The organism is Azospirillum sp. A23 (genome assembly GCF_042938965.1).
GTDB classification, from domain to species: Bacteria; Pseudomonadota; Alphaproteobacteria; order Azospirillales; family Azospirillaceae; genus Azospirillum; species Azospirillum melinis.
In genome coordinates, this window is sequence record NZ_CP170669.1 from 254,358 (window position 1) to 277,726 (window position 23,369).

A 23,369-nucleotide genomic window follows, 5' to 3' on the forward strand; every position below is an offset into this window, starting at 1 on the left:
CGGAAGAGGGTCCTGTCGGAAATGCTGCGTCAGGCGGGCGGCGTCAAGCGGCCTGGGCACCGCCCAGATAGGCGTCGCGAATCTGCGGGTCGCGGGCGAGGTCGGCGGCCGGACCGGACAGCACGATGCGTCCGGTTTGCAGCACATAGCCGCGATGGGCGATCTGCAGGGCGAGGCTGGCGTTCTGTTCCACCATGAAGATGCTCACGCCCTGCCGGTTGATGGTCTGGATCATCTCCAGCACGCGGTCGACATGCAAGGGCGACAGGCCCATCGTCGGCTCGTCCATCACGATCAGCCGCGGACGGCCCATCAGGGCGCGGGCCATCGCCACCATCTGCTGCTCCCCGCCCGACAGGGTGCCGGCCTGCTGGGCATGGCGTTCGCGCAGCTTGGGGAACAGGTCGAGGACGCCGTCGTAATCCTCCGCCACCGACTTGGCGTCCCTGCGGGTGTAGGCGCCCATCAGCACATTCTCGCGCACCGTCATGGTGCCGAACAGGCGGCGGGATTCGGGCACGGAGCCGATGCCGCGCCGGACGATCTGCGGCGTGGTGAGGCCGGTCAGCGGCTGCCCGTCGAAGACCACCTGCCCGGAGCGCGGCTTCAGCAGCCCCAGGATGATCTTCATCGAGGTGGATTTGCCGCTGGCATTGCCGCCCAGCAGGCAAACGATCTGCCCGCGCGGCACCTCCAGCGACAGGTCGAAATGGACCTGCACCGGCCCGTAGAAGCTGTTCACGCGGTCGAGCCGCAGCAAGGCGTCGGTCATTCCGCCGGTCCCCCTCAATGCGCGATCCGGACCGGGACGGTGGCGTCCCCGTCCTGGCCCGTATCCTGGCCCGTATCCTGGTTCGCGGCGCCCACCGCCTTATGGCCGAGATAGGCCTCGATCACCGCCGGATCGCCGGCGACGGCGGCCGGCGCCCCCTCGGCGATGCGGGCGCCATGGTCCATCACCACCACCCGGTCGGACAGCTGCATCACCAGATCCAGCTTGTGCTCGATCAGCAGGATGGTCAGTCCGCGCGCCTTCAGGCCGCGGATGATCTCCAGCATCTCCGCCGTCTCGGTCGGGTTCATGCCGGCGGTCGGCTCGTCCAGCAGCAGCAGGCGGGGATGCAGGGCCAGCGCGCGGGCGATCTCCACCCGGCGGCGGTTGGCGTAGGACAGGCTGTGCGCCGGCTTGTCGAGGCGCGGGGTCAACCGCTCGCCGAACATCCGGACGATCTCCCTCGCCTCGGCGCGCAGACGCTCCTCCTCCGCCCGGACGGAGGCGGGACGGATCAGCGCCAGCGCCAGTTCCACCAGCGGCCCCACCAGCGGAATCCGCGGCTTCACCGCCCGCAGGCGGGTGTGGGCGCCGACCAGCACATTGTCGAGAACGCTGAGGTTGCCGAACACCCGGCCGTGCTGGAAGCTGCGGGCCAGCCCGAGGGCGGCCAGCCGTTCGGCGGAGAGGCCGGTGACGTCGCGGCCCTCGAAAGTGACCGACCCCGCATCCGGCGCGTCGAGCCCGGAGATCAGGTTGAACAGGGTGGTCTTGCCGGCGCCGTTCGGGCCGATGATGCTGACCAGCTCGCCCTGCCCCACCGTCAACGACAGGCCATTGACCGCGGTCAGCCCGCCGAAACGGCGGGTCAGGCCGGCGATCTTAAGAAGGGGTTTCTTCGGCTCGTTCGCCATGGCGTCCTCACACCGTTCCCAGAAGGCCCTGCGGGCGGAAGCGGATCAGCAGCAGCAGGACGACGCCGTAGATCAGCATGCGGTATTCGGCCGCCGCGCGGAACAGCTCCGGCAGCCCGACCAGCACCGCCGCCCCCAGCACGGCCCCGGCGACATTGCCGAGCCCGCCGAGGATGACCATGGTCAGCGCCAGCATCGACACCGGCGCCGGGAAGGTCTCGTGGTTGATGTAGGAGTAGAAATGCGCCATCAGCGCGCCGCCTACCCCCGCGATGAATCCCGCCACCGCGAAGGCCAGCCCCTTGTAGCGGTTGAGGTCGACGCCGTAGGAGCGCGCCGCCACGTCGTCCTCGCGGATCGCCCGCAGCGTGCGGCCGAGATGGGAGTTCAGCAGGCGCGATTGCAGGGCGGCGAAGGCCAGCAGGACGGCCAGCGGCACCCAATAGACCCATTGCCCGCTGACCAGAGGCTTGCCCGCCACCGACAGCGGCGGGATGCCGGTGACGCCGATCGGGCCGCGGGTCAGGCTTTCCCAGTTGAGGATGACCAGCGTCACGATCTCGCCCACCGCCAGCGTGGCGATGGAGACGTAATGGCCGCGCAGCCGGAAGGCGGGATAGACCAGCGCCGTGCCCAGCGCCGCCGCCACCAGCCCGGCCAGCGGCACCGCCAGCAGCACCGGCACCCCGGCATCGAGCGCCAGCAGCGAGGAGGCATAGGCGCCGATGGCGAGCAGCCCGGCATGGCCGAGCGACACCTGCCCGACCGTGCCGGCGACCAGCGTCAGGCTGAGCGCCAGCAGGGCGTAGAGCCAGGCATTGCCCAGCGTCTGCAACAGATAGGGCTGCTGCACGACCAGCGGCAGGGCGAGTGCGGCGGCGGCCAGCGCCCACACCGCCCAATTCGGCAGGACCAGCGGCCGGCTGGGGGCGATGAAGGTGCCGGTCAATGGCTCCGGCGGCAGGCGGCGGGCGCGGGCGAACAGACCGTTGGGCCGCAGCACCAGGATCAGGATCAACGCCACGAAGGCGAACAGGTTGCGGTAGCTGGTGCCGAACAGCGCGATGCCGTAACTCTCGATCAGCCCCAGCAGCAGGCTGCCGGCGATGGCGCCCGGCACGTTGCCGACGCCGCCGATCAGTTGGGCGACGATGCCCTTCAATCCGGCCTGGAAGCCCATGTTGGGATCGATGGTGTTGTAATACATGCCGACCAACAGGCCGCTGACCCCGCCCAGCGCCGAGGCGATGGCGAACACCGTGCGGTTCACCTTGTCGACGTCGACGCCGCACTGCTGCGCCGCGTCGCGGTCGAGCGCCGTCGCCCGCACCGCCCAGCCCAGCTTGGTGAAGCGCAGGAAGCCGTAGAGCAGGGCGGCGCTGCCGATGCCAACCCCGGCGATCAGCAGATCGAGCGCGCCGATGCTGCCGCCGCCGATGGCGATGCGCCAGCTCGGCAGCTGGGTCGGCAGCGCGCGCGGGTCGGGGCTGAACAGCAGCTGCGCCGACTGGTCGAGCACCACCGACAGGCCGATGGTGGCGAGCAGCGGGGCGATGCGCGGGGCGTTGCGCAGCGGGCGCAGGCCGACCCGCTCGATCACCGCCCCCAGCAGCCCGCAGCCGGCGGCCACCGTGACGAAGGTCACCGGCAGCGGCAGGGCGAGCTTCGTCACGCACAGCCAGCCGATATAGGCGCCGACCATGTAGACTGAGCCATGGGCGAAGTTGATCAGGTGCGAGACGCCGAAGATCAGCGCCAGACCGACGGCCAGCAGCGCATAGATGTTGCCGATGACCAGCCCGTTGATGGTGTAGTCGAGCCACGGGCCGAGAGTGGTGGGAAACACGATGGTCGGTCCTTCCGGCGTCAGTTCGAAGCCTTGACGGCCGGCTGTTCCCGCCCCGCCTGCTCCCACAGGGCGAAGGCACCATTCTTCACAACGAGCCGCGTGCTCAGCGGCTTGTCGACGCGGCGGGTCTGCGGATCGAAGCGGACGGTGCCGTAGACGACGCTCGGCGCATCCTTGACGGTGGCGAGCCCGTCGCGCACGGCGGTGCGGTCGGTGCCGCTCTGCCGGATCACCGTCGCCAGCAGCAGAAGCGCGTCATAGGCGCGGCTGGAATAGGCATCCGGCTCGACACCGTATTTGCCGGTGTAGGCCTTGACGAAGGTCTGCACTTCCGGCCGCGGGTCGCCGGGGAAGAAGGGGGTGGTGGTGTGGACGCCTTCGACCGCCGCCCCGCCCAGCTCCAGGAACTTGGGCGAATAGACCGACCCGGCGGCGACCACCGGCTGGGTCAATCCGGCCTCGCGCAACTGGCGGGTGATCTGGGCGCCGTCGGCATAGTAGGAGACCAGCACGATGCCGTCCGGCTTGGTGTCGCGCACCCGCACCAGGGCGGAGCGGAAATCCTTCTCGTCGGCCAGATAGCCCTCGGCACCGACCACCTCCGCCCCGCGCTCCCTGGCCGCCCTGGCGAACAGGTCCTTGCTGGTGCGGCCCCAGTCGTTGTTGATGAACAGCAGGGCGACGCGCTTCAGACCCAGCGCCGTCACCGCGTAATCGGCCAGGACCGGCATCTCCTCCGCCTGATTGAGCGCGTTGCTCCAGACGAAATCGCCACCCTTGGTGAAATCCGGGTGCGAGTTGGTGAAGCCGAACTGCACCAGCCCGCCATTCTGGTAGATCGGCGAGGCCGCCATCGATGCGGCGCTGGTGAAGTCGCCCAACTCGGCGACGATGCGGCTGTCGGCGACGAATTTACGGGCGATGGCGACGGTCTGCTTGGGATCGCTCTGGCTGTCCTCGAACTGGACGCGCAGCGGACGGCCCTGGATGCCGCCGCCGGCATTCACCTGCTCCAGCGCCAGATCGAAGCCGCGCTGCCATTGCGCGCCATATTGCGCGTACTGGCCGGTCAACGGCCCGCTGACGCCGAGCACAACCGGTTCCTTCGCCGGATCGGCGGGCTGCGAGAAGGCCGGCTGGACGACGCCGAGCGCGGTCAGCAGCGACAGGGTGCCGGCAACCAGCGCGGTGGACCGGAGAAACAGATCGAGCATCGGGCCTACTTTCAAAGAACTGGCTTTCAAAAGACTGACTTTCAAACTTTAGAATCCGGATCAGTTGGTGGCGGCGGGGACGCTGCCGTCCCACAGGGCGAAGGCGCCGTCCCTGACCACCAGCTTGACGTTGCGCACGCCGGACACGCGGCGCGTCTCGGGATCGAAGGTCGCCTTGCCGAAGATGACGCTGGGGATGTCCTTCACGCGGGGGAAGGCGTCGCGGATCGCGGTGCGGTCGGTGCCGCCCTCCTCGATCACCCGCTGCGCCACCAGCACCGCGTCATAGGCGTAAGCGGAAAAAGCGTCCGGCTCTTCCTGGTACTTCGCACGGTAGGCGGCGACGAAGCCCTGCACCTCCGGACGAGGTTCCGCTGGAAAGAAGTTGGCGCGGGTGTGGACGCCGTTGACCGCCTCGCCACCCAGTTCGAGAAACTTGGGCGAATAGACCGACCCCACCGCGACCACCGGCTGGGTGAGGCCGACAGGCTTCAGCTGCCGGGCGATGGCCGCCCCGTCGGCATAGTAGGAAATCAGGACGATGCCGTCGGGATTGGCCTCGCGCACCCGCACCAGGGTGGAGCGGAAGTCCTTCTCGTCGGGCAGGTAACCCTCTGTGGCGACGACCTCCGCCCCGCGCTCCTTCGCCGCCTTGACGAAGATGTCCTTGCTGGTGCGGCCCCAGTCGGTGTTGAGGTGCAGCACCGCCAGCCGCTTGAGCTTCAGCGAGGTGACCGCGAAATCGGCGACGTTCGGCTGCTCCTCCGCCTGGCTGATGGAATTGCTCCAGATGAAGTCGCCGCCCCTGGTGAAGTCGGGGTGCGAGTTGGTGAAGCCGAACTGCACCAGCCCGGCCCGCTGGTAGATCGGCGAGGCCGCCATCGACGCCGGGCTGGAGAAGTCGCCCAGCTCGATCAGGATCTTGGGATCGGAGACGAATTTCTGGGCGATGGCGATGGACTGGCGCGGATCGTTCTGGCTGTCCTCGAACACGTAGCGCAGCGGACGGCCCTTCACCCCGCCGGCGGCATTGATCTGGTCGAGCGCCAGGTCGAAGCCCTTCTTCCACTGCGCGCCATACTGCGCGCTGGGACCGGTCAGCGGCCCGCTGACGCCGAACCACAGCGGCTCGCCCGCCGCCTCCGCCGCATTGGCCGAGCCGCCGGACATCGTCATGCAGGCGAGCGCCAAACCTCCGGCCAGGGTGTGGAAAAGCACTGAACGTCGGGAAAGCGCGGGCTGGGGCATGGCGTCGTCTCCAAAAGGCTTTCGGCACGAATTCGAAAAAGGACCGCCGCCCGGAACCGGGGCGTGGACCCGCTGACGGGCGGCGGCTTCAGGCACGGGAGGACGGGACGCCGACGGGGCGGAGCGCCGGAAGGACAAGGGTCGCAGCGCCCGCCGGCACCCGGACGGTCGCGATCAGAAATCGTAACCGCCGCCGGCCCCGGCCGGTGCAGCCGGGGACTTCGGTTCCGGACGCTCAACGATCAGCGCCTCGGTGGTGATCAGCAGGCCGGCGACCGACGCCGCGTCCTGCAAGGCGATGCGCACGACCTTGGCCGGATCGATGATGCCGGCCTTCAGCAGGTCGGTGAACTCGCCGGTCTGCGCGTCGTAGCCGAAGGCGGTGTCGCCCCCCTCCAGCAGCTTGCCGACGATGACCGACCCGTCGGCCCCGGCATTCTCGGCGATCTGTCGCACCGGCGCCTGAAGCGCGCGCCGCACGATGTCGATGCCGACGCGCTCGTCGTCGTTGACCGGCACCACCGCATCGATGGCGCGGGTGGCATAGAGCAGGGTGACGCCACCGCCGGGCACGATGCCCTCGGCGATGGCGGCGCGGGTGGCATGGACGGCGTCGTCCACGCGGTCCTTGCGCTCCTTCACCTCGACCTCGGTCGAGCCGCCGACGCGGATCACCGCGACGCCGCCCGACAGCTTGGCCAGCCGCTCCTGCAACTTCTCGCGGTCGTAGTCCGAGGTGGTTTCCTCGATCTGGGCGCGGATCTGAGCGATGCGGGCGTCGATGGCCTCGCGGCCGCCGGCGCCGTCGATCACCGTCGTTTCCTCCTTGGCGATCACCACCCGCTTGGCGGTGCCGAGATCGGCCAGCGAGACGGTCTCCAGCTTGAGGCCGATGTCCTCGCTGATCACCTGCCCGTTGGTGAGGATGGCGATGTCCTCCAGGATCGCCTTGCGGCGGTCGCCGAAGCCCGGCGCCTTCACCGCGGCGATCTTCAGCCCGCCGCGCAGCTTGTTGACCACCAGCGTCGCCAGCGCCTCGCCCTCGACATCCTCGGCGACGATCAGCAGCGGGCGGGAGGACTGCACCACCGCCTCCAGCACCGGCAGCAGCGGTTGCAGGCTGGACAGCTTCTTGTCGTGGATCAGGATGTAGGGGTTGTCGAAATCGACGACCAGCTTCTCGGCGTTGGTGACGAAGTAGGGCGAGAGATAGCCGCGGTCGAACTGCAACCCTTCGACCACGTTCAACTCGGTCTCCAGGCTCTTGGCCTCCTCCACCGTGATGACGCCGTCGTTGCCGACCTTGGACACCGCCTCGGCGATGATGGCGCCGATGGCGCGCTCGCCGTTGGCGGAGATGGTGCCGACCTGCGCCACCTCGTCGTTGGTGGAGATGGTCTTGGCCCGCGCCTTCACGTCGGCGATCACCGCGGCGACGGCGCGGTCGATGCCGCGCTTGAGGTCCAGCGGGTTCAGCCCGGCGGCGACGGCCTTGGCGCCCTCGCGGACGATGGCCTGGGCCAGCACCGTGGCGGTGGTGGTGCCGTCGCCGGCCAGATCGGCGGTCTTGGAGGCCACCTCGCGCACCAGCTGGGCGCCGAGATTCTCGAACCGGTCGGCCAGCTCGATCTCCTTGGCGACAGACACGCCGTCCTTGGTGATGCGGGGGGCGCCGAAGGATTTCTCGATCACGACGTTGCGGCCCTTCGGACCCAGCGTGACCTTCACGGCATTGGCGAGGGTATCGACGCCGCGCAGGATGCGGTCGCGGGCATCGGCGGAGAATTTGACGTCCTTGGCGGCCATGGCGATGTCCTTTTTATCGAAGTCTTTTTTGGGTGGGTTCCAGCGGAAACGGGCAGGTCTGCCTCAGGCGGGCTCGACCACGCCGACGATGTCGGATTCCTTGATGACCAGCAGATCCTCGCCCTGCACCTTGATCTCGGTGCCCGACCATTTGCCGAAGACCACACGGTCGCCGACCTTCACGTCGAGCGGATGGATGCGGCCCTGGTCGTCGCGCACGCCGGGACCGACGGCGATCACCTCGGCCTCCTGCGGCTTCTCCTTGGCGGTGTCGGGGATGATGATCCCGCCCTTCGACTTTTCCTCCTGCGCCACACGGCGGACGACGACGCGGTCGTGCAACGGACGGAACGGCATGCCTGATGTCTCCTGGTTCGGGCCCCGTTCGGGCCTCGCTGGGGGTCATGTGCGGCGCCCCGCATTCACCGTAGGGACAGAGCTTAATCACTGCTTATTCCTACTGTAAAGATAGTGATTTGTGTTTTGTTTATACATTTTTCCTATGTTATTTATGAGGCCGCTGGGACCGACGGCATCCGAATCATTTGAAAAACTCAACGGAATCATGAGCATTCCGAAATTGACGGAGTGCCGCCGCAGTATTGTAAGAAACAACACACAGATGCATCGAAGCGGCGGAGTTTCACAGTAATGCCGAACATCCGGGTATCGACCGCTCCGCCGGCCTCAGGGTTGCCCACCGCAGAGTTGCCGCCCATCGCCGCCGATGTGCTGGTGATCGGCGGCGGCCTGTCTGGAACCTGGGCGGCGCTGGCGGCGGCACAGGCCGGGGCCAGGGTGGTGCTGGCCGACAAGGGCTATTGCGGGGCCAGCGGGGTCGCCGCCACCTCGGGTCCCGGCCACTGGTGGGTGCCCCCCGACGCCGACGCGCGGGCCGAGGCGATCCGCCAGCGCATGGCGATTGCCGGCGGCATCGCCGACCCGGCCTGGATGGAGCGGATCCTCGACATCACCTGGACCACCCTGCCGACCATCGCCGATGTCTACGACTTCTCCACCGACGAGACCGGAACGGTGCAGTACCGCGGCCTGCGCGGGCCGGAATATCTGCGGGCGATGCGCCGGAAGATCCACAGGCTCGGCGTCCGCATCCTCGACCAGAGCCCGGCGCTGGAACTGCTGGCCGACACTGACGGGACCATCGTCGGCGCGCGGGGCCTGCGCCGCCAGCGGGGCGAGGCCTGGACCGTGCGCGCGGCGGCGGTGATCCTGGCGACCGGCGGCTGCGCCTTCAAATCGCGGCTTCTCGGCAGCCACACCAACACCGGCGACGGCCATCTGATGGCGGCGGAGGCCGGGGTGGATTTCTCCGGCATGGAGTTCTCCACCTACCACACGGTGGCTCCGGCCAACTCGACCATGACCCGGTCGATGTCCTTCGCCTTCGCCTCCTATTACGACGGCGAGGGGCGCGAGATCGCCGTGCCGCCCGGCGACACCACCCGGACGCTGGCCCGCGCCATGCTGGAAGGGCCGGTGCTGTGCAGCCTGCACCGCATGCCGGCGGACATCCGCGAGCGGCTGCGCCGGGTGCAGCCCAACATGATGCTGCCCTTCGACCGCGGCGGTGCAGGGGGCGGCGCAGGGGGCGGCCTCGATCCCTTCACCCAACGCTTTCCCGTGCTGCTGCGGCCGGAGGGCACCATCCGCGGGTCCGGCGGCATCCGGCTGGCCGACGACGACTGCGGCACCGCCGCCGACGGGCTGTTCGTCGTCGGCGATGCCGCGACGCGCGAACCGGTGGCGGGGGCGGTGTCGGGCGGCGGCGCCATCCTGGCCGCCTGGGCACTGTCGTCGGGCGTGATCGCCGGACGCGCCGCCGCGGCGCGGGCGGCCCGCCCTGGCCGGCGCACCGACAGTCCCGCCCGTCCGCTGGGACAGGCCGGACTGCGCCCGGCGCGCCATGCCGCCGCGGTCGATCCGCGCGCCGTCACCGCCGCGGTCCAGGCCGAGATGCTGCCCTACGACAAGACCATCTTCCGCCGCGGCCCGGCGCTGGCCCGCTCGCTGTCGCTGCTGGACGGGGTGTGGCGCGACCTGCGCGACCATCTGCATGGCGAAGGGGCCGCCACGGCGGGGGAAACGGTACAGGCGCGCGAGAGCGCCGCCCTGACCGCCGTCGCCCGCTGGTGCACCCGCGCCGCGCTCGACCGGGCGGAAAGCCGCGGCATGCATCTGCGCGTCGATGCCCCGGCCGGCGACCCGGCGCTGGCCCGGCGCCTGATCGTCGGCGGGCTGGACCGGCTCCGGTCCCGCTTCGACGGCCCGTCCCCCCAGCCTCTCGAACATCCCGCCACCACCCAGGCAGGCGCCGCATGATCAGTCTCGTCATCGCCGAACGCTGCACCGGATGCCAGGTCTGCGTCCGCGTCTGTCCGACCAACGTCTTCGACGCCGTCCGCGGCAGGCCGCCGGTGATCGCCCGGCAGCAGGACTGCCAGACCTGCTTCCTGTGCGAACTCTACTGCCAGCCCGACGCGCTCTATGTCGATCCCGACTGCGAAACGCCGGCCGCGGTGAGCGCCGAAGAGGTCGAGCGGTCCGGCCAGCGCGGCCGCTACCGCCGCGAATCCGGCTGGGACGAATGGGCCGGCGACCCGCGCTATGCCAACGAACATTGGCGGATGGACCAGATTTTCGCCCGCGCCCGGGCCCTGTCCTGATTCCGCCGCTGCCTTCCCCGAACTGGATTTTCAAAGATGACCGAGCACCGTCCGCCCACCCTGTCGCGCCGCCGCCTGCTGAGCGGAGCCGGCAAAGCCGCCGCCGCCGGACTGCTGGCCCCCGCCCTGGCGGCCCCGCTGCTGTCCCGCCCGGCCTTCGCCGCCACCGGCGCCACCGCCGGCGGCATCCTCAAGGTCGGCGACCAGCGGTCCACCATCCGCTCGCTGCTGGAGGCCTCCGGCCAGTTGAAGGACATCCCCTGCACGCTGGAGTTCGCCGATTTCCCGGCGGCGCCGCCCATGCCTTCGCCCTGCCCAACGGCCTGCCGGCCAGGATCATCTCCGCCGCCCGCTCCGATCCGGTGGATCCCGATACCGACGGCAGCCTCGACGCCCACGGCAATCCCAACATGGTGACGCCCGACACCGGCACCTCGGCCCTTGCCCAGGGCTGTTCGGCCCAGAGCGCCCTGGTGGAGGTCGAGCGCTTCACCGGCCCACTGCCGCCGATCCGCGCCTTCCAGCCGCCGCGCTTCGTCGGCCGGCCGTGAGATGCACCCTCACGACGCCGCCAGAGCCTCCGCCACCGCCAGCGCATGCGGGACGATCTCCGATGCGCCGATCACCTCGCCCAGGCTGCCGCGGGTCGGTGGGCCGACGACGAACAGGTTGGATGCCGGCCGGCCATCGGCGTCCAGCGCCCGGTGCCGCCCGTCGACCTCCACCCCCATGCCGAGCGGATCGGGCCGGATCAGCCCTTGGCCGGCGAGGGCGGCCAGCACCGGATTGCGCCTGAACATGGCGCCATGGCCGGCGCCCGTGCAGTTCACCAGCGCATCGTAAGCGCGCCCGACCAGGGTTTCGCCGCCGCGCGGCCGGTGGACGACCCACAGACCGCCACCTCCATCGCCGCCGCCGCCGCCGCCGCCGGACGGATGATCATCGGCACTCGCCGAGACCAGCCGTCCGGCCAGCACCGCGAGACGTCCGTCCGCCTGCGCGGACGCCACCAGCCGGGCGACCTGCGGGGCCGCCTGGAAGCGGTGGGCGTCCCACCAGGGCCGCAGATGGCGCTGAAACCGCCGCCGCTCGTCAGCGGAAAGGGCCGCCCACAGGGCAGCGTTCTGAAGACGCAGGCTTTCGAGCACGTCGGTCCAGGGCCGCCCCTGCCTGCCGGCGTCCGCGACAGCGGCTCGCACCCGGCACAGCAGGTCCCGGACTCCGGCAGGCGGATCGGCGGCGAAATCGGTCCAGGAATCGGCATGCCCGGCAGGGCGGGGCCGCGGCACCAGCCCGTGGCGCGACAGCGCGGTCAGCGGCCCGCGATGGCCGCGGCCGATCAGCGTCGACACCGCATCCCCCATGGTCAGGCCGGTGCCGACGATCAGCACCCGGTCGGTCCGGCCGATGGGATCGAGCGCGCCCGGCGCCCATGGATCGGCGACGACCCGCCGGTGCCCCGCCAGCCCGGCCAGCACACCCGGCAGTTCGGGCCTCGGGTTTCCGGTGCACAGCACCAGCGCATCGGCCTCCAGCACCCTGCCGCCGGCGAGTTCCACGACGAACCCGCTTCCCTCCGGCGATGCCAGCCGGCGGGCGGCGACGGCACGGTCGCGCCGGTGGGTCACCCGCACCGGCCCGGCCGCGGCGAACAGCGGGCGCAGCCTCTCGTCGAGATAACGCCCGAACACCGACCGCGCCGGATAATGCAGCCCGTCCGCCCAGCCGGCCGGATCGGCCTCCAGCACGCCGCGCTCCAGGCACCAGCGATGGAAATCCTCCTCGCCCCCCTCCCCGGCCTCCCCGGCCTCCCGGCCGGTCACCGCCGCCATGCGGATGGAGGGAACATTCACCCGGTGGCGCGGGTCGCCGCCAGCCGCGTAGGTCAGCCCGGCCCCGGGCGACGGCCGCGGGTCCACAAGCTCCACCTCGGCGGAGAAGCCGCCCGCGGCACCGGCGCGCACCAGCCCGGCCGCGACGCCGCTGCCCGACACGCCGGCACCGACGATGACGATCCGCAACGGCCGCGGCACGGTCACAGCCCCTCGCGATGGACGATCCGTCCGCCGACCAGCGTCAGGCGGCAGCGCAGGTCGCGCAGCCGGTCCGGGTCGATGGCGGTGGGATCCTCCGACAGCACCGCGAGGTCGGCGGCGAAGCCGGGACGCAGCGGCCCTTTCCATCCCTCGTCGAAGGTCAGGGCGGCGCCGGCCACGGTGAACAGCCGCAGCGCCGTTTCGGCATCCAGCCGCTGGTCGGGTCCGATGACCCGGCCGCTGGTCCGTTCCAGCCGGTTGCAGACCGACCACAGGGTGAAGAAGGGATCGTGCGGGATGTTGTCGGTGGCGATGGCGGTCGGAATGCCCAGCCGCAGCAGATGGGCGTGCGGCACCACCAGATCGCCGCCATCCGGCTCCTCCAGATAGGCGGCCCCACCCTTCCACAGGAAGTAGGTCGGGATCGTCGTCACCAGCACGTCCAGCCGCTTCAGCGCCTCCAGATCCGACAGCCGGGCGCGGCCGATATGCTCGATCACCCAGCGGCGGCCGGACAGCGGATGGCGTTCGTTGACCGCCTCCAGCACCGGCACCACCTCGTGCAGCCTGTCGCTGACGATGGTGTGCAGGCGCAGATCGTGCTCGGCGGCCAGGAAGCAGGCCTCGCGGAAGTCGGCCGGGGTCAGCGCCTGCTCGACGAAGCCGGACCAGCCGGTGTCCGGCAGATTGTCGCGGGCGCAGCAGGCGACCGCCGGGTCGCCGCCATAGGCGATGTGGACGCCCGACAGCCTCAGCCAGGGATCGCCCAGCCCGGCGCCGCGCGCATGGGCTAGCCAGTCGCGCATGGCGCGGCGCGCCTCGGCGATGTCGGCCCAGCTCGGGCTGACCACCAGCCCGACCCGCACCGTCAGTTCCCCCAGCTCCCACAGCCGGCGGTAGACCGAGATGGTCTGCGGCGCGGAGCCGTGCCCCTCGTAGATGCTGGTGGTGCCCTGGGCGTTGTAGAGCCGCTGGGACAGACGCACGCCTTCCAGCCGTTCGGCGAAACCGAAGCGGGGAACCGCCGGCAGCAGGTCGAACTCGACGGTCGGGCGGCTGTTGTGCTCGACGATCACGCCGGTCGGCTCGCCGCGCACATCCTTCAGGATCTCCACGCCGGCACAGGTCGGCACGGTCGCCGCGGTGATGCCGTTCAGCGCCAGAGCCCGGCTGTTCAGCGCGCTGTGCCCCGGCGGCTTGCCCCAGTTGCCGAACAGGCCGGGGATGTAGACCGGATGGTCCGGTGCTGCGCGGTCCAGCTCGTGCCGGTCCGGCGGCCTCCCCTCGGCCAGCGTCGCGGCACCGTCGAAGAAGAAGGGCGGCGTGCCGATCGGCATGGTGACGATCCACTGGCCGGGCGGCGTCTGTGCCGCCACCGCCCGCACCCGCTCCAGGATGTCGCCCACGCTGCGCGCACCGGCCAGCGAGGGGCGCAGGCGCTTCAGCCCTTCGCGCTCCATATGGGCGTGGGCGTCGTTGAAGCCTGGGATCAGCGTCGCGCCGCCCAGGTCGATGGCCTCGGTGGCGGCGGTGGCGAGCGCCGCCACCTCCTCCCCGCCGACCGCGAGGATGCGGTCGCCGGCCAGCGCCACCGCGCTTGCGCGCGGCCGGGCCGGATCGAAGGTGAGGATGTTGGCGTTGCGCAGGATCAGGGTGGGGGAAGAACTCGGTCCGCTCATCCGGCGATCCTCACGAGGCGGTGGTGTACCAGGGGAACAGGCGGCGGATCAGCGCCACGAACAGGCGGTCGGCGATGAAGCCGAAGGTGCCGAGCAGCACCAGCCCGATCAGCATGATGTCGACCCGGAACATCTGGTGGCCGGTGGACATCATGTAGGCGACCCCCTCCCGCGCACCGGACAGCTCGGCGGCGACCAGCAGGATCAGCGAGACGGCGATGCCCTGGCGCAAGCCCGCCAGGATCATCGGCAGGGCGGCCGGCAGCACCACCAGAAGCAGCGTCGCCAGCCGCCCGGCGCCCAGGCAGGCGGCGGAGCGCAGATAGGCGGCCGGCACGTCGCGCACACCGATGAAGGTGGTGATCCAGATCGGGAAGAAGCTGCCCCAGGCGACCAGCGCCACCTTCGACCCTTCGCCGATGCCGAACCACAGGACCGACAGCGGCACCAGCGCGATGGAGGGCACGGAGCGGAAACCATGCAGGATCGGCTCGCTGACATGGTGCAGCAGGCCGATGCGCGCGGTCAGCAGCCCGGCCGTCACGCCGGTCGCCGTCGCGATGGCGAAGCCCAGCGCCGCCCGGCGCAGGCTGGCCAGGATGTTGGCCGCGATCTCGCCGGACAGCAGCATCGGGACGAAGCTGTCGAACACCGCCGACGGCGGCGGCAGCAGCACCGGATTGACCCAGGTGCCCAGCCGCGGCACCGCCTCCCAGACCGCCAGGAACAGCAGGATGCCGGTCACGTTCAGCAGGGCGCGCAGCCAGGCCGCCCGCCGCAGGCCGCGGCGATGGGCGCGGCGGAACTCTTCGGCGAAGGCGTCCCTGTCGGACGCCGCCTCCGCCGCCGGGCGCCGGGGGGTGGAGAGGCCGGTGCCGGCCGCGTCATCCGTCGCCGCCGTCACGCCGCCCTCCGTTCGCCATCGGTCCGGTCGGCATTCTGGCTGCCGCGGGCCAGCGCCGCGGCGATGCGGGCATATTCCCGGCCGAACTCAGCCGAACCACGGTCGCGCGGATAGGGCAGATCGACCGCCAGATCCTCGCGGATCACCCCCGGCCCGGCCCCCATCACCACCACGCGCTGGGCGAGGAACACCGCCTCGTCGATGTTGTGGGTGACGAACAGCACCGACACCCCGGTCTCCCGCCACAGCCGCAGCAGGTCCTCCTGCAAGGTGGTGCGGGTCATGGCGTCGACGGCGGCGAAGGGCTCGTCCATCAGCACCACCTCCGGCTCCACCACCAGGGCGCGGGCGACGGCGACGCGCTGGCGCATGCCGCCGGACAGCTCGTGCGGGTAGCGGTCGGCGGCATGGCGCAGCCCGACCCGGTCGAGCGCCTCCAGCGCCCGGCGGCGCCGGACGGGGGCGGAGACCCGCTGCATGCGCAGGCCGAACTCGACGTTCTGCCGCGCGGTCATCCAGGCGAACAGCGCATATTCCTGGAAGACCACGCCGCGATCCGGCCCCGGCCCGTCCAGCGGCCGGCCGCGGAAGCGCACGGCGCCGGACGTCGGCTTGAGGAAGCCGGCCAGCAGATGGATCAGCGTGGACTTGCCGCAGCCGGACGGGCCGATCAGGCAGACGAACTCGCCGGCCTCCACCCGCAGCGACACGTCGCTGAGCGCCCAGACCGGCGACCCGTCGCGCGCCGCATAGATCTGCGACACGCGGTCGAAATCGATCAGCGGCCCGCCCGTGCCCCCGCCCGTGACCCCGCTCATGACAGGGTGACCCGGTCGGGTGCCACCGCCTTCAGCGGGGACTCGACGATCAGGCCGCGGAACAGAGCGCGCAAATCCCCCGCCGGTCGCTTGGCGAGGCCGGCGGCGATGGCCCATTCCGCCTCCGCCACCAGATCGTCGACAAAGCGGTCGTCGAAGGCGATCTTGAAGGTGAACTCGGAGGTCGCCTCCAGAATCTCCTTCGGCGGCGTGTGGATGCGGCGCGAGATCAGGTCGGCCCAGCCGCCGTCGGCCAGGATGCGGCGTTCCGCCCCCTGCAACGCCCGGATGGCGCCGGCCACCAGTTCGGGCTTCTCCTTCACCACCTTCTCGGTGGTCAGCAGCAGCTGATGGCTCTGGAAGAATTTCTCCAGCCCGTCCTGGGTCATCACCGCGGTCTTGCCACCGGACTGGCGCTCGGCCACCGCGGCGGACTGGCTGCTCCAGGCGAAGCCGTCGATGTCGCCGCGCACCAGGGCGGAGGTCATGTTGTTCGGGGTGAGGTCGACCACCTCGACGTCGCCCGGCGCCAGCCCGGCGAATTCCAGATATTTCGCCAGCATATATTGCCCGGAGGTGCCGACGCGGGTGGCGATCCTGCGCCCCTTCAGGCTGGCCGGCTTCGCCGGATCGATGCCGCCATCCTTGCGGACGACGATCTTCATGTCGCGCGAATAGCGGCTGTAATTCACCAGGATCAGCGGCCGCAGCCCCTGCAGCACCGCGAACACCACCGGCGTATCGGTCGAGGCGGAGAAGTCGGCCGAGCCGGCGAGCAGCGCCTGCATCGAATCGCGCCCGCTCTCGAACTCCATGGTGCTCAGGTCGAAGCCGGCCTCGGCCCAGGTGCCGGCGGCCTCGGCGACGAAGGGCACCGCCCAGGTGTAGCCGGTGCTGCCATAGGCGAGCGTCGCCTTGGCCGCGGCGGCCTGCGCGCGGCCGGCCCACAGCGGCCCGGCGGCCAGCATACCGGCGGTGACAGCGGCACCGGTCAGCAGGCGACGGCGGTTCAGGCGAATGCCGGAGGGGTCGAACACGGTCATGATCGAAAGGCTCCTGTCGGATGCGGCCGGGCGCTCAATGGGGCGCCAGCAGCCGGAAGGTCTGGTCGGCGGAACGGTTCTCGCGATGGGCGGCAGTCCAGCCGATGGCGCGGCGGTAGCTGCCGAACAGGCCGGCGGCGGCAACCGCGTCCTCGGCGATCCCCGTCACCGTTTCGGCATCGGGAGCGACATAGAGGGCGTCGTCCGGACAATGGGCTTCGCAGAGGAAGCAGGTCTGGCAGTCGGACTGCCGGGCGATGACGGGAGCGGCCCCGTCGGCCCGGCCGCCGCCGGTCGGCTGGAACACGTCCATCGGGCAGACGGAGACGCAGATGTTGCAGCCGGTGCAGCGGGTCGGGCTGATCAGTTCGATCATGCGGCCAACTCCCGGCCGGCCTCGGTCGGATCCGCGCGGACCGGCGCCGGGCGGGTCGAGACATGCACCTCGTCCAGGCCGCCGACCGTCAGCAGATGGCGCTGGGCCGGGTCGAGGGCCGCATGGTCGATTCGGCGGTGCATGCCGCGCGATTCCGTGCGGGCCAGCGCCGCACGGTACATCCAGCGGGCGGTCGCCAGCATCGCCGCCGCCTCGCGCACACGCAGGACGGTGTCGGCGGAAGCCGGCATGGCCGCGGCGGCATCGGCCCACAGCCGGTCCAGCTGGCCGAGGGAGCCGGTCAGCCCCTCCTCCGTGCGGAAGTAGTTGATGTCGTAGGGGAACACCTCGGCCTGGACGGCGCGGGTCAGACCGCCGGCATCGACCGCCGCGCCGCCCCGTGGCCCGTCCTGCAATCCGGCACCGCCCGCCCGCCGCAGGGTGCGGGTTCCATTTCCCAAAGCACGGGCCCCCAAGGCACGGGCATGGTCGGCGGCCCCGAGCCCCGCCCAATGGCCGGTCGACATCGCCCAGGCGGCGTTGTGGCTGCCGCCACCGGTGAAGCCGCCGCAGATCGGTTCGCGCGTCGCGGCGTCTCCGGCGGCGAACAGGCCGGGGACGGCGGTGGCACAGGTCCCGTCCACCAGCCGCAGGCCGCCGGTGCCGCGCACGGTGCCCTCCAGCCGCAGGGTCACCGGGAAGCGCTGGGTGAAGGGGTCGATGCCGGCGCGGTCGAAAGGCAGGAAGAAGTTCGGCTGGGCCTGACGCATCGCCGCCCACAATTCCGGTTCGGCGCGGTCGAGGCGGGCATAGACCGGTTCGGTCGTCAGCACCCGCGCGATGACGGAGCGGCCGCCCTTGGAAGCCGCCCCCGGAATGGGGTCGCCGTCGGCACGGGTGAAGCTGGCCCACTGGTAGAGCAGCGTCTTGGTCACCGAGCCGAAGGCCGGGGCGATGGCGTAGGCGTTGGAGAACTCCATCCCCGACAGATCGGCCCCGGCCTCCGCCGCCATCAGCAGGCCGTCGCCGGTCAGCACGTTGCAGCCCAGCGCCTTGCTGAGGAAGGCGCAGCCGCCGGTGGCGATGACCACCGCCTTCGCCCGCACGGTCCAGCGCCCGCCCTTCTGCCGCTGCAAGCCGACGGCGCCGGCCACGGCGCCGTCGTCATCGACCAGCAGTTCCAGCGCCGGGCAATGGTCGAGGATCGTCACGCCGGCCTGTTTCACCCGGCGGCGCATCAGCCGCATATATTCCGGCCCCTGCACCGACACGCGGCGCTCACGCCCGTCCGCATCGCGTGGAAAGGGATAGCCCCAGTCGGCGAGCTGGCCGACCGCCACATGGGTGCGGTCGAGCACGCGGTCCATCCAGCCATGGTCGGCCAGATGGCCGCCCAGCCCCTCGCGCGACGCCTTGGCCGCCGCGCGCTTGGCCGGATCGGGATCGACATACCACAGCGTGGTTCCCGACGCCGCGGTGGCGCCGGACGTGCCGCAGAATCCCTTGTCGGCCAGAATGGTGCGGGCACCGCCGGTTGCAGCGGCAATGGCGGCCCAGGTGCCGGCGGGACCGCCCCCCAGTATCAGGACATCGGTCTCAAGGTCGAGGGACGCGGCGGATGAACTGACAGGAGCGCCGGGCACGTTGGCCATCGGAAAAACCCTCCGGGACTGTCGATCATGCGGATTGAGCGAAGCGGCGATTCCGGAACAGCTTTCTATTACTGCTTTGGGTCGCTCTTTCTTCCTGAAATCATACTTACACAGTAGAGATACTGCGCATACCAAAATATGCACATCTGTGAAAAATTTCGGCCGGCACCTCCCGCCGAGGGGATGGTGCCGGCCGCGCAGTGTGATTCTGGGCCGAGAGAGACCGCTACCGCCGGGCGATGGGCGTTATGCCTCGGCCAGCGCCTGCTCCAGGTCGGCGACGATGTCGTCGGGATGCTCGATGCCGACCGACAGGCGGACATAGCCGGGGGTGACGCCGGTGGCGAGCTGGTCTTCCGGCGACAGCTGGGAATGGGTCGTGGTGGCCGGATGGATCGCCAGCGACCGGGCGTCGCCGATGTTGGCGACGTGGTAGAACAGCTTCAGCGCGTCGATGAAGCGCCGCCCCGCCTCCGCCCCGCCGGCCAGTTCGAAGCCGACCAGCCCGCCATAGCCGCCCTTCAGGTAGGTGTCGGCGCGCCGCCGCGCCTCGCCCTCCTGCAGGCCGGGGAAGATGACCGACGTCACCTTGGCATGCGTCTTCAGATAGTTCGCGACGATGCCGGCGTTGGCGTTGTGCTGGCGGATGCGCAACGGCAGCGTCTCCAGCCCCTGGATCAGCTGGAAGGCCGATTGCGGGCTGAGGGCGGCGCCGATGTCGCGCAGCAGGGTGACGCGGGCGCGCAGCGCATAGGCGATGGGGCCGAGCGGCTTCGCCGCCTCGGTCCAGATCGCACCGTGATAGCTGGGGTCGGGCTGGGTCAGCAGCGGGAAGCGGGCGGCATGCGCCTCCCACGGGAAGGTGCCGCCGTCGATCAGCACGCCGCCGATGGTGGTGCCGTGGCCGCCGATGTATTTGGTCGCCGAATAGATCGTCACCGCCGCGCCATGGTCGAAGGGCCGCACGGTCAGCGGTGCCGCGGTGTTGTCGACGATCAGCGGCACGCCCAGCTCCAGGCCGATGTCGGCGACCTCGCGGATCGGGAAGACGTTCAGCTTCGGGTTCGGCAGCGTCTCCGCATAATAGGCGCGGGTGCGCTCGTCGGTGGCGCGGCGGAAATTCTCCGGGTCGGCCGGATCGACGAAGCGCGCCTCGATGCCGATCTGCTTCAGCGTGTTGGCGAACAGGTTCCAGGTTCCGCCATAGAGGTCGGTGGAGGTGACGATGTTGTCGCCGGCCTGCGCCAGATTCAGCACCGAATAGAAGGACGCCGCCTGTCCGGACGCGACCGCCACCGCCGCCGCACCACCCTCCAGCACGGCGAGCCGCTGTTCCAGAACCTCGACCGTCGGGTTGGTGACGCGGGTGTAGATGTGGCCCAGCTCCTGAAGCGCGAAGAGGCGCTCGGCATGGGCGGTGTCCTGGAACTGGTAGGAGGTCGTCTGGTGGATCGGCACGGCGACGGATCCGGTGACGGGATCGGCGCGGAAGGCGCCGCCATGGACGGCCAGGGTTTCGAAATGCGGCTTGCGGTCGGTCATCGGGCGGTTCCTCTTTCTCGGTTCTTGCTGTCGGTGCCGGTCAGGCGGAGGCGCCGACCAGATCGGCGTAATGGCGGCTTGCCACGTCGGGGTGGGAGCGCAGACGGCTCTTCAGCGTGTTTTCCCCGACCGAGCTGTAGAGCGGGTTCAGCGGGTCGCGCTCCGGCCCGCGCGCTTCGGCGGCGAGATCGTCCGGCAGCGGCAGCACCGGCACCCGGACATCCAGTCCGGCCCCCAGGAAGAAGGCGGTCGACAGCCGGTCCACCCCCGCCGGCGGCGTCACCACCCGGTGCACCGCGGCGCGGAAATAGCCGTCGGTCGCCAGTTCCAGCAATTCGCCGGCATTGACGACGAAGGTGCCGGGGACCGGCGGCACGTCGGCCCAGCCCCCGTCGGTTTCGACCTGCAAACCGCTCTGGCGGTGCTGGAGAACCAGCGTCAGCAGGCCGCTGTCCTTGTGCGGCCCGACGCCCTGCCCTCCGGCATCATCGGCGGGGACATCGTCGGCGGGAACCGCGTCCTGGCCCGGATAGCGGATCAGCTTGACGAGCTGCGTCGGCTGCTCGGTCAGGATCGGATCGAAGGCATCCTCCGGCAGGCGCAGGGCCACCGCCACCGTCGACAGGATGCGCCGCGACACCGCGGTCAGCTGATCCTGCAGGCGCAGCACCGCCGGGCGCAGCTCCGGCAGGGCCTCCGGCCACTGGTTGGGGCCCTGCAGGCGGACCCAGGGCGGCTGGTCCGGACCTTGGGGCAAGGCCGGCCGCTCCGCACCGACGTCCAGTTGCTCGCGCCAGTCGGCCAGACCGCGCGTGCGCTCCCAGCCGGCGCGGGTATAGCCGCGGAAATGGGGCGAGTTGACCATCTCGATGGACAGCTTGTCCTGCTCCGGCAGGGCGAAGAAGCCGCGCGACAGGTCGAAGACTGTGTCGATGAAGGCCGGATCGACCCCGTGGCCGGTCACATAGAAGGCGCCGAAGCGGCGGATCGCCGCCCGCAGCTCCGACAGGAACAGGGCGCGGTCCGCCGCAGCGCCGTCCAGGCGGGCGAGATCGAGAAACGGCAGCGGCGGCCGCTCGGCCGAGGAGGGAAGCGCGGTCACAGGACTCTCCTTTGCGGACATGCGTTCGGGAACGCCCGCTTGCGTGCGGCGACGTGTGAAATCGGATTTTGTGGAAGGTGGCGCGGCCGCTCAGTCGGTGCGGCTGCGCGCCTTCAGCCAGGTGCCGCGCATCTGCGCCCAGAGCCGGCTGACCGGCGCCTGTGGCGTCGGCCCATCATTCACGGCACAGATCCCCATGGCTTCCGGAAGCGGGATCCAGACCATGGTCTGGTCGGACGCTGCGGAGGCGGAGGCCCGGCGGGCCGTCTGGGGATTGGCCATGATAGCGTTCCAGTGCAATGACTTGGGAGGTTAGGGCTTGAGGCTGGACACGGCCGCCGGGGTGACGGAGCTCCGGTCGGCCTCTCGGTTTCACATCTGATCATTACGCGGGAGACTCGTATTGTCTATCATAATTGTGGATTTATAGGCCTGAAAAATTCATGCTTAACTATTTCAATTTGTTGTTTTGGAAATTTTCACGAAACCGTTGACAGGGCAATTTCCCTATCCGCTAATTAGGGAATAAGCGCTGCCCCTTCGCGGCTGCCCTGACAATCGCCGGTCCACGACCGGACCCGGCAGGTCGGGCGCCCTTTCACTGCGGCGCTCCGCGTCTTTCACAAAACAACAAACTCATTGCGGGAAACCACCATGCGCACTCCTTCGCAGGCTACTTCGCGTCCGGCCCCCCGAAGCGGCCTGTCGCCGCGCGTCCTGATCGCCGGCGCCCTCAGCCTCGCCATCGGCCTCGCCCTGACCGGCGCCGCCAAAGCCGGCCCTACGCTGGACGCGATCAAGGCGCGCGGCAGCATCAAGGTCGGCGTCGGCACCCAGCCGGGCTTTTTCTCCCCCGACAGCAACGGCCGCTGGCAGGGCTTTTTCGTCGATTTCGGACGGGCTTTGTCCATCGCCGTGTTCAACGACCCGGACAAGGTGCAGTTCGTCGCCTCCTCGCCGCAGCAGCGCCTGCCGGCCCTGCAATCGGGCGAGTTCGACATCCTGCTCTCCGGCGTGACCCAGACCTTCACCCGCGCCACCAAGCTGGGCTTCCATTTCGGCCCGGTGGTCTTCTATGACGGCCAGGGACTGCTGGTGCCGAAGAAGCTGGGGGTGAGCAAGGGCAAGGAGCTGAACGGCGCCACCGTCTGCGTCCAGACCGGCACCACCGGAGAGTTGAACATCACCGACTTCTTCCGGCAGAACAAGATCGCCTTCAAGCCGGTGGTGATCGAGGAAACCGCCGAGAACCAGAAGGCCTTCGCCAGCGGCCGCTGCGACGTGCTGACCCAGGATTCCTCCGATCTGGCGATCACCCGCACTCAGCTGCCCAAGCCCGACGACTACGTCCTGCTGCCCGAACGCATCTCGAAGGAGCCGCTGGCCCCGGCCATCCGCTATGGCGACGACCAGTGGCTGGAGATCGTCAACTGGGCGGTCTACGCCACCATCCAGGCGGAGGAGCTGGGCATCACCCAGGCCAACATCGACAGCTTCCTGACCAGCGCCGATCCGACGGTCCGCCGGTTCCTGGGCGTCGATCCCAGCCTGGGCGAGGCGGCCAAGCTCGACCCGAAATTCGCCTACACCATCGTCAAGACCGTCGGCAATTACGGCGAGATCTTCGAACGCAACGTCGGGCCGGCGACCAAGGTCGGGCTGGACCGCGGCTTCAACAAGCTGTGGACCCAGGGCGGCCTGCTCTACGCCCCGCCCTTCCGGTGAGCAAT

The 23,369-nt window shown here is 70.1% G+C and carries 22 protein-coding genes; 5 read left to right on the plus strand and 17 right to left on the minus strand.

Going from position 1 to position 23,369, the window contains the following annotated elements; translation table 11 throughout:
- Window positions 1-43: 43 nt before the first annotated feature.
- From ABNQ40_RS33865 to ABNQ40_RS33895, 7 genes are all read right to left on the minus strand, one after another.
- Window positions 44-772, minus strand: coding sequence for an ABC transporter ATP-binding protein (locus tag ABNQ40_RS33865; RefSeq protein ID WP_109049205.1), 729 nt, complete (start codon window positions 770-772; stop codon window positions 44-46).
- Window positions 773-786: 14 nt separating this feature from the next.
- Window positions 787-1,686 carry an ABC transporter ATP-binding protein gene (locus ABNQ40_RS33870; protein ID WP_109049204.1) on the minus strand — a complete coding sequence of 300 codons (900 nt, stop codon included), beginning with the start codon at window positions 1,684-1,686 and terminating at the stop codon, window positions 787-789.
- Window positions 1,687-1,693: 7 nt separating this feature from the next.
- Entirely contained in the window at window positions 1,694-3,532 is a 1,839-nt protein-coding gene (locus tag ABNQ40_RS33875) for an ABC transporter permease (RefSeq protein WP_109049203.1), read from the minus strand.
- A 20-nt stretch (window positions 3,533-3,552) separates the two neighbouring features.
- Window positions 3,553-4,749 carry an ABC transporter substrate-binding protein gene (locus ABNQ40_RS33880; protein ID WP_109049202.1) on the minus strand — a complete coding sequence of 399 codons (1,197 nt, stop codon included), beginning with the start codon at window positions 4,747-4,749 and terminating at the stop codon, window positions 3,553-3,555.
- Between the two features lie 60 nt (window positions 4,750-4,809).
- Window positions 4,810-5,925 (minus strand): ABC transporter substrate-binding protein, encoded by a 1,116-nt coding sequence (locus ABNQ40_RS33885; RefSeq protein ID WP_211100350.1) that lies wholly within the window; start codon window positions 5,923-5,925, stop codon window positions 4,810-4,812.
- 246 nt (window positions 5,926-6,171) lie between these two features.
- Complete coding sequence (groL, locus tag ABNQ40_RS33890; protein ID WP_109049200.1) at window positions 6,172-7,803, minus strand: chaperonin GroEL; 1,632 nt, start codon at window positions 7,801-7,803, stop codon at window positions 6,172-6,174.
- Window positions 7,804-7,866: 63 nt separating this feature from the next.
- A complete protein-coding gene (locus tag ABNQ40_RS33895) occupies window positions 7,867-8,160 on the minus strand; it encodes a co-chaperone GroES (protein WP_109049199.1) in 294 nt (97 codons plus the stop codon).
- A gap of 294 nt (window positions 8,161-8,454) precedes the next feature.
- Here ABNQ40_RS33895 and ABNQ40_RS33900 point away from each other — a divergent pair, with 294 nt between their 5' ends.
- From ABNQ40_RS33900 to ABNQ40_RS33915, 4 genes are read left to right on the plus strand one after another with little or no spacing between them, the layout of a single operon-like run.
- On the plus strand, window positions 8,455-10,143 hold the full coding sequence (locus tag ABNQ40_RS33900) for an FAD-binding protein (protein ID WP_109049198.1): 1,689 nt from the start codon (window positions 8,455-8,457) through the stop codon (window positions 10,141-10,143).
- Window positions 10,140-10,487, plus strand: coding sequence for a ferredoxin family protein (locus tag ABNQ40_RS33905; RefSeq protein ID WP_109049197.1), 348 nt, complete (start codon window positions 10,140-10,142; stop codon window positions 10,485-10,487). Before ABNQ40_RS33900 ends, ABNQ40_RS33905 begins: the two co-directional genes overlap by 4 nt.
- A 36-nt stretch (window positions 10,488-10,523) precedes the next feature.
- On the plus strand, window positions 10,524-10,904 hold the full coding sequence (locus ABNQ40_RS33910; RefSeq protein WP_199235292.1) for a hypothetical protein: 381 nt from the start codon (window positions 10,524-10,526) through the stop codon (window positions 10,902-10,904).
- The gene (locus tag ABNQ40_RS33915) at window positions 10,898-11,038 is read left to right on the plus strand and encodes a hypothetical protein (RefSeq protein ID WP_199235291.1); all 141 of its coding nucleotides are present in this window, start codon (window positions 10,898-10,900) and stop codon (window positions 11,036-11,038) included. The genes ABNQ40_RS33910 and ABNQ40_RS33915 overlap by 7 nt, the downstream gene beginning before the upstream one ends.
- A 9-nt stretch (window positions 11,039-11,047) precedes the next feature.
- Here ABNQ40_RS33915 and ABNQ40_RS33920 read toward each other — a convergent pair whose 3' ends face one another.
- The 10 genes from ABNQ40_RS33920 to ABNQ40_RS33965 all read right to left on the minus strand — a co-directional run bounded on the left by ABNQ40_RS33920 (window position 11,048) and on the right by ABNQ40_RS33965 (window position 21,921).
- On the minus strand, window positions 11,048-12,520 hold the full coding sequence (locus ABNQ40_RS33920) for an FAD/NAD(P)-binding protein (RefSeq protein ID WP_158285557.1): 1,473 nt from the start codon (window positions 12,518-12,520) through the stop codon (window positions 11,048-11,050).
- A gap of 2 nt (window positions 12,521-12,522) precedes the next feature.
- Window positions 12,523-14,202, minus strand: a complete 1,680-nt coding sequence (locus ABNQ40_RS33925) for an amidohydrolase (protein ID WP_199235290.1) — start codon at window positions 14,200-14,202, stop codon at window positions 12,523-12,525.
- 10 nt (window positions 14,203-14,212) lie between these two features.
- On the minus strand, window positions 14,213-15,106 hold the full coding sequence (locus tag ABNQ40_RS33930; protein WP_109049195.1) for an ABC transporter permease: 894 nt from the start codon (window positions 15,104-15,106) through the stop codon (window positions 14,213-14,215).
- A complete protein-coding gene (locus tag ABNQ40_RS33935; protein ID WP_109049194.1) occupies window positions 15,103-15,924 on the minus strand; it encodes an ABC transporter ATP-binding protein in 822 nt (273 codons plus the stop codon). The genes ABNQ40_RS33930 and ABNQ40_RS33935 overlap by 4 nt, the downstream gene beginning before the upstream one ends.
- Window positions 15,921-16,967: an ABC transporter substrate-binding protein gene (locus ABNQ40_RS33940; protein WP_109049193.1), complete on the minus strand. Its 1,047-nt coding sequence runs from the start codon at window positions 16,965-16,967 to the stop codon at window positions 15,921-15,923. Before ABNQ40_RS33940 ends, ABNQ40_RS33935 begins: the two co-directional genes overlap by 4 nt.
- 34 nt (window positions 16,968-17,001) lie before the next feature.
- A complete protein-coding gene (locus tag ABNQ40_RS33945; protein WP_109049192.1) occupies window positions 17,002-17,343 on the minus strand; it encodes a ferredoxin family protein in 342 nt (113 codons plus the stop codon).
- Window positions 17,340-18,995: an FAD-binding protein gene (locus ABNQ40_RS33950; protein ID WP_109049191.1), complete on the minus strand. Its 1,656-nt coding sequence runs from the start codon at window positions 18,993-18,995 to the stop codon at window positions 17,340-17,342. Before ABNQ40_RS33950 ends, ABNQ40_RS33945 begins: the two co-directional genes overlap by 4 nt.
- Window positions 18,996-19,241: 246 nt before the next feature.
- Window positions 19,242-20,537, minus strand: coding sequence for an O-acetylhomoserine aminocarboxypropyltransferase/cysteine synthase family protein (locus tag ABNQ40_RS33955; RefSeq protein WP_109049190.1), 1,296 nt, complete (start codon window positions 20,535-20,537; stop codon window positions 19,242-19,244).
- A gap of 40 nt (window positions 20,538-20,577) precedes the next feature.
- Complete coding sequence (locus tag ABNQ40_RS33960) at window positions 20,578-21,660, minus strand: isopenicillin N synthase family oxygenase (protein ID WP_109049189.1); 1,083 nt, start codon at window positions 21,658-21,660, stop codon at window positions 20,578-20,580.
- A 69-nt stretch (window positions 21,661-21,729) separates the two neighbouring features.
- Window positions 21,730-21,921 carry a hypothetical protein gene (locus tag ABNQ40_RS33965; RefSeq protein WP_109049188.1) on the minus strand — a complete coding sequence of 64 codons (192 nt, stop codon included), beginning with the start codon at window positions 21,919-21,921 and terminating at the stop codon, window positions 21,730-21,732.
- A 372-nt stretch (window positions 21,922-22,293) separates the two neighbouring features.
- On the opposite strand from ABNQ40_RS33965, the gene ABNQ40_RS33970 reads away from it, so the two are divergent.
- Window positions 22,294-23,364 (plus strand): amino acid ABC transporter substrate-binding protein, encoded by a 1,071-nt coding sequence (locus tag ABNQ40_RS33970; protein ID WP_199235289.1) that lies wholly within the window; start codon window positions 22,294-22,296, stop codon window positions 23,362-23,364.
- Window positions 23,365-23,369: the final 5 nt, after the last annotated feature.